The organism is Ferruginibacter sp. (assembly GCF_014377975.1).
Taxonomy (GTDB): domain Bacteria; phylum Bacteroidota; class Bacteroidia; order Chitinophagales; family Chitinophagaceae; genus Ferruginibacter.
Window position 1 is genome coordinate 1 of sequence record NZ_JACMOO010000241.1, and the last position, 9,959, is coordinate 9,959.

The following is a 9,959-nucleotide window of genomic DNA, read 5'->3' on the forward strand; positions in this document are numbered from 1 at the left end:
TGTACCTCTAAAGAAGGTGTGTATGCGCTCGGTCCGGAAGGCGTTTGGATAAGTACAGGTAATGAATTTGTAAAGAGAGATTATGCCATTGCCCGTTCTGTACGCGGCGCTGTTTCAGATGGTAAAGAAGGGTTGTGGGTAACCAGCGATATGGGTTTGTATCATGCCACTAAAAATGAAATAGCTCGCTTTTATAAAATAGATATTTTGTTAAGTGCGGCATTAAAAGGGCTTGCGTTTAATAAAGGAAATTTATGGATTACTGGCTTAGGTGGAGTTAATATAATCAACCACTCAAAACGACAAAGGGTAATTACACCTGCGGAAGGCTGCCCATCCATTTTTACAAATTGCGTTAAGCAATCTGCTGATGAGGTAATGTGGATAGGCACAAAGGCGGGTGTTATTCGATTTTATCCTGATGGCAAACATTCACTTCTCTTCAGCCGCCGCTGGCTGATGGATGATACTGTAAATGATATTGCTTTCGACCAGCAGGGGAATGCATGGATTGCAACGGCACAAGGTGTTAGTGCCATAAAAAAAAGATGGATGAGCCTTGCTGATAAAGAAAATTATTTTTATGATGTGCTCATGCGAAGACATATCCGCGAACCCTGGACTGCAAGCCAAATTCATCTTTTAACAGCGGGAGATACTACACACTGGCAGCCCGAAGACGATGACAACGATGGAGAATTTAACGGCAATTATTTAGCGATGGAATCTTTTCGTTATGCTGTAACCGGTAGCGAAGACGCAAGGGAAAAGGCAAAAAAGGCATTTCGCTTTTTAAAACAATTGCAGGATATAACGGGTGGGGATGGTTATTTTGCAAGGAGCATGGTACCCATTGAATGGGCCGGCAGGGTACATGATGGTAACCGCACGTATTCTGAAAAAGAAAAAGCAGAAGAGCTTGTAAATGAACCCAGGTTTAAACCTGTGGAAATACGCTGGCACAAATCTGCCGATGGACAATGGTTGTGGAAAGGGGATGCCAGCAGCGATGAATGGTGCGGCCACATGATGGGTTATTATTTCTATTATACCCTGGCCGCTAATGAAGAAGAAAAAAATCTTGTAAGGCATCATGTTGCTTCACTTGCAGATCATTTAATTGCCCATGATTTTACTATGATGGATATCGACGGCAAGCATGCACGTTGGTCTGTATGGTCGCCGCAATTACTTAATCACGATCCTGAATGGTCGCCGGACAGAAGCGGGAATTCAATGGAGTTACTGACGTTTTTAAAACTGGCCTATTATTGTACAAATGATGAAAAGTACCAGCAGCAATATCTCCGGATGATCAATAAAGAACACTATCTTGATAACATGGCCGAATTAACAAATCAAAATCCAGCCTGGTTTATTTATTATGATGTAACGATGCAGGCCTATCTGTACCCCATATTGCTGCATTGCGAAAAAGATCCAAAGCTGTTAGCCTTCTATCAACAGCATATTGATAAATGGATGGAACAGAGAAAGAAGGATGAAAACCCACTTATTAATTTTTTATATTGCTATGCAAGAAATAAAAAAGTTGAGCAAAAAGCATCCGTTGATTTTTTGATTAATACACCGCTCGATCTGGTTGATTGGAACATTGATCATACCAAAAGGGAAGATATTAAACTGGTACATACTCCTGTGTTGGATGAATTAGAGGTAAATGAATTACAGCCCCCAAGTATTCGTGCTACGGTGCGTTGGGATAATAATCCCTGGGCTGCCATGAGTGGTAATCCCGGCACAGAAAAAGAACCGGTGTTTTGGTTGTATCCCTATTGGATGGGACGATATCTTAAAATAATTCAATAATTTTTTACTGCTAAATATATGATGATGATTAAACAAGTGCTGTGCTTTTCGCTTTTGCTTGGTCTGTTTTTACAAGGGGTAAAAGCTTTACCGGTTGATGGATTGCCTGTAAAGCCTGGCTTAAATGACACAGCTTACCTGCAGGGCTACGCTATAAAATATACAATTAGTCCGGTGAAGGATGCAAGCAACATTATTTTTAAAAATGTATTTTGTGATCGCAATGGTGTTGTGCAGGTATACTCCTCTGAAGGTATTTTAAAAAAATCGGGCGGGCAGTTTCTTACTCCGGGAGAACTTGTCCGGGATGTATCCTATCTGCCTATGGTTGATAAAAAAATTACGAATATTGGTTTGTATCAAAGCCAGTTTGTATATGCAGATGATAAGGCTGTTTTAAGCAATGCCTGGGCCGGTAAATTATATTGTCTTCATACAATGACTGGTGTTACTATGTTTAGCGGGGGCCAGGATTTTTCGTTTCTTCTCAGCAACGGGATATCCATCCAATACCTGAAGGATTCAAAATTGATATCCGAATTAAAAACGGATGACACATTGATTGATATTTTATTTGATAAAAAAAGAAATTTGTTTTGGTTGCTGGGTCAACAAAGCGTAGCTTTTTTCGACCCTAAAGACGAGTTGATTCATACAAAATATAAAGGCAATGGGTTTACCTGTTTTGCGCTGGCTAACAACAATAATGAAATAGTCATTGGTACACACGCTGGCTTTTTTAAATTAAATGCAACTTCAGGTGAGCAGGTGGGCAGCATCCGCAGTAAGTTGCCTTGCCCGGACCTTACTGTTATAAAAGAGATTGAAAATACACTTTGGTTTGGCTCTGTCAATGGTGCGTTCATGGAAGAGGGAAACGGAAAATTTAAGTTTTATGCTTCAAAGCGCTGGATACCTTCTGATCGGGTAACGGATATTGCACAAGGTGCCAATCGCTCTGTATTAATCTTAACGGATAAAGGTCTCGGTGAAATACATTTTGCGCCCATGACTTTATATGAAAAGGCGCTGTATTTTGAGCAGCAGGTGCGTTTAAGGCATATACGCCTCGGTTTCAACGCTACTATTTCAAGAATGAAAAACGGCGATGTAAATACCGGATCTCTGGAGGATTCGGACAATGACGGGCTTTGGACTTCCATGTATTTAGGAGCGGAAGTATTTCGTTATGCGGCTACCAAGTCACCTGAAGCACTTCAAAATTGCCGAGAATCATTGGATGCAATGGAGCGTTTGTACACCGTAAATGATATGAAAGGATTTCCTTCGCGGTCTTATGAAAGAAGGGGATACGAATTGGCAGATACACAAGCCTGGAAACACGCCGCAAATTCTGAATGGGACTGGAAATCTACCACCAGCAGTGATGAAGCGATCGGGCATATGTTTGTATTTGGAGCCATTGCGGAATTGATTAATGTGCCCGAAATAAAAAGCAAGGCCATCAAACTAATGGATGGTTTAATGCGGCATATTGTGGAGCATGATCTGTATATGATAGATTGGAACGGCGAGCCTACCCGTTGGGGAAGATGGAACCCGGAATATGTTAATGCCATGCCGAAAACGGTTGGTGACAGAAAGATTACTTCTTCCAATATTGTTTCGATGCTGCAGACAGCCTTTCATTTTACCGGCAAAAAAATGTACAAGGAAAAAGCATTGGAGCTGATAAATAAATATGGATATCTGGATAACCTGATGCGGCCGATGACAGAAATTGGTCATGCCCCCGAGGGAGCCGCCGACTTGGCAAAGAATTTATCAGATGGATGGAATCATTCAGATGATGAAATGTATTTCCTGGGGTATTGGGGCCTGTATCGCTACGCTTTAAATGATACGCTAAAAGCTAAATTTAAAAGTGCTATCCTCAACCACTGGCAGATTGAAAGGCCTGAAAAAGAAGTTGCATGGAATATTCTTACGGCCATCACTGGTGTAAAGCAATTTGATTTAAACGAGGCTGTTTGGTACTTACAAAATTATCCACTGGACATGATAACATGGAAGGTGAAAAACAGCAATAGAAAAGACATTGAATTTATTCCACAAAATTTTCGCAACCAGACAATTAAAGCTGTATTACCACCCGATGAATTACCCATCAACAGGCACAACGCTAACCGTTTTGATTTGGATGGCGGGGATGAAAATGGCAGTGCCGAATATAGTGCCGGCGATATTTGGCTGTTGCCATATTGGATGGGCCGTTATTTGAAAGTGATTGATGCGCCGGAAGGTAAATCAAGAACAATAATTGATAACACCATCATTCAAAAATAAAAACGATTTGCTATTGGATTCTTTCCGTGTTTAACATAGAAAATTAGTTTTACAATGGTCAATCAAAACCAACGGCTTATTTCACTGGATGCGCTAAGGGGCTTTACAATTGCTGCAATGATTGTGGTAAATTATCCCGGTAGTGAAGACGCTGTGTTTTCTACACTCCGCCACACTGAGTGGAATGGTTTATCTGTTACTGACCAGGTAGCTCCTTATTTTCTTTTTTTTGTGGGCGCATCTATTGCGCTGGCTTATTCAAAAAGGATGGAAGCAACTGTTTCTAAAAACTTATTGTATAAAAAAATATTCATCCGCTCATTAAAAATATATACGGTAGGTATGTTTCTTAACCTGATGCCGGCTTTCGATTTTCATAACATCCGCTGGACAGGAACTTTACAAAGGATTGCCGTTGTATTTTTTATTTCTGCAATGCTGTATCTTACCACTAACTGGAAACAACAGGCATGGATCGCAGGTATCTTACTGGTTTTGTACTGGTGGGCACTTACCTGTATACCAATGCCGGGTACAGATAAAATAATGTTTGAACCAGGTAATAATATTGTAGCTTGGCTGGATAATAAATTGCTGCCTGGAAAAATGTGGCGGGGCACATGGGATCCGGAAAGTATTTTAACAACAGTTACCTCAGTAGTTTCCTGTATTACCGGTATGCTTGCAGGCAGGATAATTTTGAGTAATAAAACTGCCAATGAGAAAGTGAATTATCTGATGACCACAGGTGTTTTTCTTTCTATCGCAGGGTATTTTTGGGGCTTGGTTTTTCCGGTGAATGAAAATTTGTGGACAAGTTCATTTGTGTTAATTACGTCGGGCTTTGCGTCCCTTCTTTTTGGAGCGTTTTATTTTATTGTAGATATCAAGGGGAAAACATGGGGCACCTTACCGGGAATTATTTTGGGTGCAAATGCCATTACAATTTATTTTTTGGCCGATGTATGGGCATTGTTTTTTTATGTAGCAAAATTTGGAGGCTCATCGTTGAATGAAAAACTTGTAAGCACGTTAATCAATGCCAGCGCTGATCCTAGGTTTGCCAGTTTATTATATGCGCTGTTTTTTTTGTTGATTAATTTTTTAACGGCATGGTGGCTTTACAAAAGAAAGATATTTATCAAACTTTAAAAAAGGGGAAGAAGTGCAATAATTGTACATCCATAACGCTCCTTTTTTTTGAGGTCAGATAAGAAAAGTTACCAAAAATATCGGTACCCGATTGACTGGTCTGGTAAATTGAGCAACGAAAATGATTACCCAGGAAGCCAATTGATGGGTCGTTAAATAAAGGCTGCCCCAACGGAAAAAAAATAAAAACTGAATTGAATATTAATTACTTTTATTGCTGAATTGCATTGCTAATATTACTCATCGAATTAAGACACCATGATGGAACAAGACTCCGAAAAGGCATTGTTAAAGCAGGTATCAGCAGGTGATGAAAATGCTTTTAAACAATTGTTTGAGCATCACAGGAATACTATCTATTCCATTGCTTTTACTTTTACAAAATCGGTTGAACTTTCGGAAGAAATTGTACAGGACGTATTTTTAAAAGTATGGCTGAGGAGAGCTACCTTAAACGATATTCAACATTTCAGACCCTACCTTTTTGCGGTAACCCGAAACCATGTTTATAAAGTATTAAAGCAAATTGCGCAAAACCACAAAGCTACTGTACACCTTGTTGATGATGAATTATTCGTGACAAATGATATAGCCGATCTTTTAATAGAAAAGGAATATAACTCGTTATTGCAAAGGGCAGTTGACCGGTTGCCAAACCAGCAGCAAACAGTTTACAAACTAATCAGAGACCAGGGATTAAAGCGACATGAAGTTGCCTGCCAGCTTAATTTAAAACCAGAAACTGTTAAGTTTCACATGGCGCAGGCAATTAAAAATATCCGCTCTTTTTGTATGCTTCATCTAAATTCTTCTATCCTGTTATTTTTCTGCCTCACCCAACAATAGCAGAAAATAATTTTAAAAAAAATGCTCCTGCACCCACCCAACGTTCTTGTAAAAGGACTCTTACATCCGGGCAAGATGGTGAAATGAATTTGTAATATTAAATTAATTTATGTCTGAATCGAGATTGGAGTACTTATTTAAGTGTTATATCAATAATAAGTACAGTGGTCCGGAGGAAGAAGAGTTGATGGTTTTACTATCTAATCCGGAAAATGAGGAGCAGGTCCAAATCCTCATGGATCGTTTTATGGAGAATACCAGACATGAAATTCAAATGTCTGATCAGGCTGCGGCTTCTATTTTAAATAATATTTTAAAAAGAGGTAAAAGGTTTGTTATTCAAAAAAAAAATAGCAAAACAGTCTATACATTTTGGCTGGGCTTAGCTGCATCTGTTCTTATTATACTGGGAGGTGCATATTTTATTTCAGACAAAAAAGAATATGCCATTGCGAAGGAGGATAGCAGCAGTTCTGTTGGGTTAACAACCGAAAAGTCCGCTAAGATCTTACCAGGGGGACACCACGCAGTTCTTACAACTTCGGATGGCAAGGCAATTATTTTGGATAGTATGCCAAACGGATTGCTTACACAGCAGGGAAATACCGATGTAAAAAAGCTGGGGGGTTTATTAGAGTATAAAGCACCGGCATCTTTCATTAGAGATACGGTGATTTCTTATAATACAGTTTCAACACCAAGAGGTGGGCAATACCAGATTGTATTGTCAGATGGTAGTAAGGTTTGGTTAAATGCGGCTTCTTCTATCCGTTTTCCTACAGCATTTTCCGGTAGTTTACGCGAAGTAGAATTAACCGGGGAAGCTTATTTTGAAGTAGCAAAAAATAAGGAGAAACCCTTTCAGGTAAAGGTTAGGGATATGAAGATAGCGGTATTGGGAACGCACTTTAACGTGAAAGCATATGAAGATGAAGCAGAAACAAAAACGAGTTTACTGGAAGGGAGCGTAAAAATAATCCAAGGCAAAGAAGTTGGTTTGTTAAAGCCAGGTCAGCAGGCAGTGATAAATTTTAAGGACGATAAGGTTAAAATAGCGACCGCAGATATGGTTGAAGTAATAGCCTGGAAGAACGGACTGTTTCGGTTTGAAGGTGCCAATATTGAAACCATAATGCGGGAAATTGGACGTTGGTATGATGTGGAAATTGTTTACGCAGGTAAGGTTCCCATGCGGCGGTTTGAAGGAAAAATAAACAGAAATGCCGGGTTATCAGAAGTATTGAGAATTCTCGAACTAAGCAACGTTAAATTTTCGATAGCAGGGAAAAAAATTATTGTACAATAATTTGCAGCATGTGTATAAAAACTAATTAATCTAAAAACTGAATTTAAGAATAATTATCTCCCTTCGAATTATCGACTGGGTTTAATTTATTCCTTACAAATAAGTCTGTATTAAAAGCCAAAAAAAACCCAGCAATGTTAGTTGCATTGCTGGTATAGTAAGACTGTAAACTGTAGCTCAAACAATTTATTCACCAGAACCAACTTAAAATTATGATGTTAACTTTTGCTCACCGAAAAAAAAATGGCACCAAAACCTTAACGGCTAAAATGTTGATGATTGTAAAATTAACGATTGCATTATTATTATTTTTTACATTCCATATTAGCGCCAAAGGGTACGAACAAAAAGTCACCATTGTTAGAAAAAATGTTTCTTTATCCGAAATCTTTAAATCAATTGAGCAACAAACAGAATTTCTGTTTTTCTTTGATAAAGACCTGATAAAAGAAACAAAACCATTTGACGTTGCGATTAAGAATGCAACGCTGGATGAAGCATTAAAAATCTGTCTTAAAGATCAGCAACTTACTTACACGATTGTAAGTAATACCATCGTAATTCAACCCAAAATTATATCTGCGCAAGCTATACAGCTAAACAATATCATAGCGCTGCCCCCACCTGTTGAAATAAAGGGAAGAGTTGTAAACCAAAAGGGAGAGCCTTTGGCAAATGTATCAGTTATAGTAGCAGGTACAAGGCAAGGAACTACTACAGATGTTAATGGTCGTTTTGTACTGGCGGCTCCTGACAATAAAGGTATCGTACTTGAAATTTCCATTGTGGGATTTCAAACGAAAACTGTAAAGCTGGGTAAGCAAACTGAAATAAATATTACGCTGGAAGAGGATGTTTCAGGAATGAATGAAGTGGTAGTAATTGGATACGGAACTGCGAGGAAAAAAGACGTTACGGGAGCGGTATCAAATATCAGCGCTAAAAGACTAACGGACAAACCTGTTGTAAATACAGGACAAGCTTTACAGAATAAAATTGCCGGGGTTGAAGTTATCAGCCAGGGTGGTGGTGTTCCGGGACAAAACCCGTTGATTCGTATCCGGGGTACAAACTCAATTAGTGCAGGTAACGATCCGTTATATGTTGTTGACGGAATAGTGGGTGTTGCTAACGCATTGTCTACAATTAATCCTTCGGATATCGCCTCTATTGACGTGTTAAAAGATGCCTCAGCTACTGCCATTTATGGTGCCCGGGGAGCAAATGGTGTTATTATTGTTACCACCAAACGTGGGGTTAGTGGTAAAACGCAGATCAGCATTAATAGTGTTGTTTCTGAAAATACCATGCAAAGACACGTATATGCTTTAAATGCAGAACAGTTAATGTATCTGTATTCTCAGGCAATGAATAATGCTACAAAATATGGTAGCATAGTTGCGTCAAATGATTTCCGTGGTATAACAACGGGTAGCACCAGTTATTCTGAAATGCCCCATTTATTTAAACAAGTTACCGCAGGTAGTTATCCTATTCCATTAATTGGTAAGGATGGCAATAGCTATGCGCCAAAATATGATACCAACTGGGAAGATCTCATGTTTGGTAACTCATTCAATCAAGATCATCATATCGATATCCGCGGCGGTAGTGAAAATGTAAAATTTTCTATAGCGCTGGGAACTACAGATCAGCAGGGATTAATGAAACAATCATATTTTAAACGCTTAACAGGTAGAATAACCGGCGATATCAAAGCATTGAAATGGCTTACTTTAAATACATCACTTGCGTTTGCTAAAAGTAAAGCAACCGGTGATGATGGTATTACCCGTTCTGCTACAGAAGTGTGGTCTGTATTACCTGTTAAATATCCTGATGATGCCACGCTGGGTGTTTATGCCGGACGTTGGGGAACTAACTACGACTTTAAAACAGGTGAACAATGGTACAATGTATTGTTTAGAAGAAATCAGATATATTCTCAGAATAATGTAGGCCAGGTAACCGGTAGTTTTACATCCGTTGCACAAATCACTAAAGATCTAACTTTTAAGAGTGATTTCTCACTTGATTTTAATGTGTACAAAAATAATAGTTATAGTGGAAAATTATACGGGGGTACAGGTTCTGCATCCATATCGCAAAACCAAACTTACTTCTGGCAGAATGAAAATTATTTTAATTATTCTAAAAAATTCGGTGCCAATCACATGCTGAGTGCTGTATTAGGTCTTTCGTGGTCTAAAAACGCTTACCAGAATATGAGTACATCAAACAACACTTTTTTGTCTAACTTTTACGGATACTCAAATCTTGGTGCAGGTGCTTCCGCAAGACCAGGTTCTGGTAGTGGTGATGGAGATAACACCTTGAACTCTTATTTTTCAAGGGTTAACTATTCTTTCAAAGACAGATATATGTTAACTTTAACCGGCCGTGAAGACGGTTCTTCCCGATTTGGTAAAAACAACAAATATGGCTTTTTTCCCTCTGCAGGTGTTGCCTGGAGAGTATCTCAGGAAAAATTCATGAAAAATGTGGATGTTATTTCTAA

6 protein-coding genes are annotated in these 9,959 nt (G+C 38.9%); all 6 read left to right on the plus strand.

Annotation, left to right across the window (positions count from 1 at the left end):
• On the plus strand, window positions 1–1,830 hold a 1,830-nt coding region (locus H7254_RS12705; protein ID WP_301933321.1), incomplete at its 5' end, for a hypothetical protein.
• 24 nt (window positions 1,831–1,854) lie between these two features.
• Complete coding sequence (locus tag H7254_RS12710) at window positions 1,855–4,137, plus strand: hypothetical protein (RefSeq protein WP_301933322.1); 2,283 nt, start codon at window positions 1,855–1,857, stop codon at window positions 4,135–4,137.
• A gap of 54 nt (window positions 4,138–4,191) precedes the next feature.
• On the plus strand, window positions 4,192–5,289 hold the full coding sequence (locus H7254_RS12715) for an acyltransferase family protein (protein ID WP_301933323.1): 1,098 nt from the start codon (window positions 4,192–4,194) through the stop codon (window positions 5,287–5,289).
• A 258-nt stretch (window positions 5,290–5,547) separates the two neighbouring features.
• Window positions 5,548–6,135 carry an RNA polymerase sigma factor gene (locus H7254_RS12720; protein WP_301933324.1) on the plus strand — a complete coding sequence of 196 codons (588 nt, stop codon included), beginning with the start codon at window positions 5,548–5,550 and terminating at the stop codon, window positions 6,133–6,135.
• A gap of 109 nt (window positions 6,136–6,244) precedes the next feature.
• Window positions 6,245–7,441 (plus strand): FecR family protein, encoded by a 1,197-nt coding sequence (locus tag H7254_RS12725; RefSeq protein WP_301933325.1) that lies wholly within the window; start codon window positions 6,245–6,247, stop codon window positions 7,439–7,441.
• A 212-nt stretch (window positions 7,442–7,653) separates the two neighbouring features.
• On the plus strand, window positions 7,654–9,959 hold a 2,306-nt coding region (locus H7254_RS12730; protein ID WP_301933326.1), incomplete at its 3' end, for a SusC/RagA family TonB-linked outer membrane protein.

Excerpts from the sequence above, each read along its gene's own strand:
- H7254_RS12710 (WP_301933322.1), top strand. The coding sequence starts at position 1,855 with ATGATTAAACAAGTGCTGTGCTTTTCGCTTTTGCTTGGTCTGTTTTTA.
- H7254_RS12725 (WP_301933325.1), top strand. The coding sequence starts at position 6,245 with ATGTCTGAATCGAGATTGGAGTACTTATTTAAGTGTTATATCAATAAT.
- H7254_RS12715 (WP_301933323.1), top strand. The coding sequence starts at position 4,192 with ATGGTCAATCAAAACCAACGGCTTATTTCACTGGATGCGCTAAGGGGC.
- H7254_RS12720 (WP_301933324.1), top strand. The coding sequence starts at position 5,548 with ATGATGGAACAAGACTCCGAAAAGGCATTGTTAAAGCAGGTATCAGCA.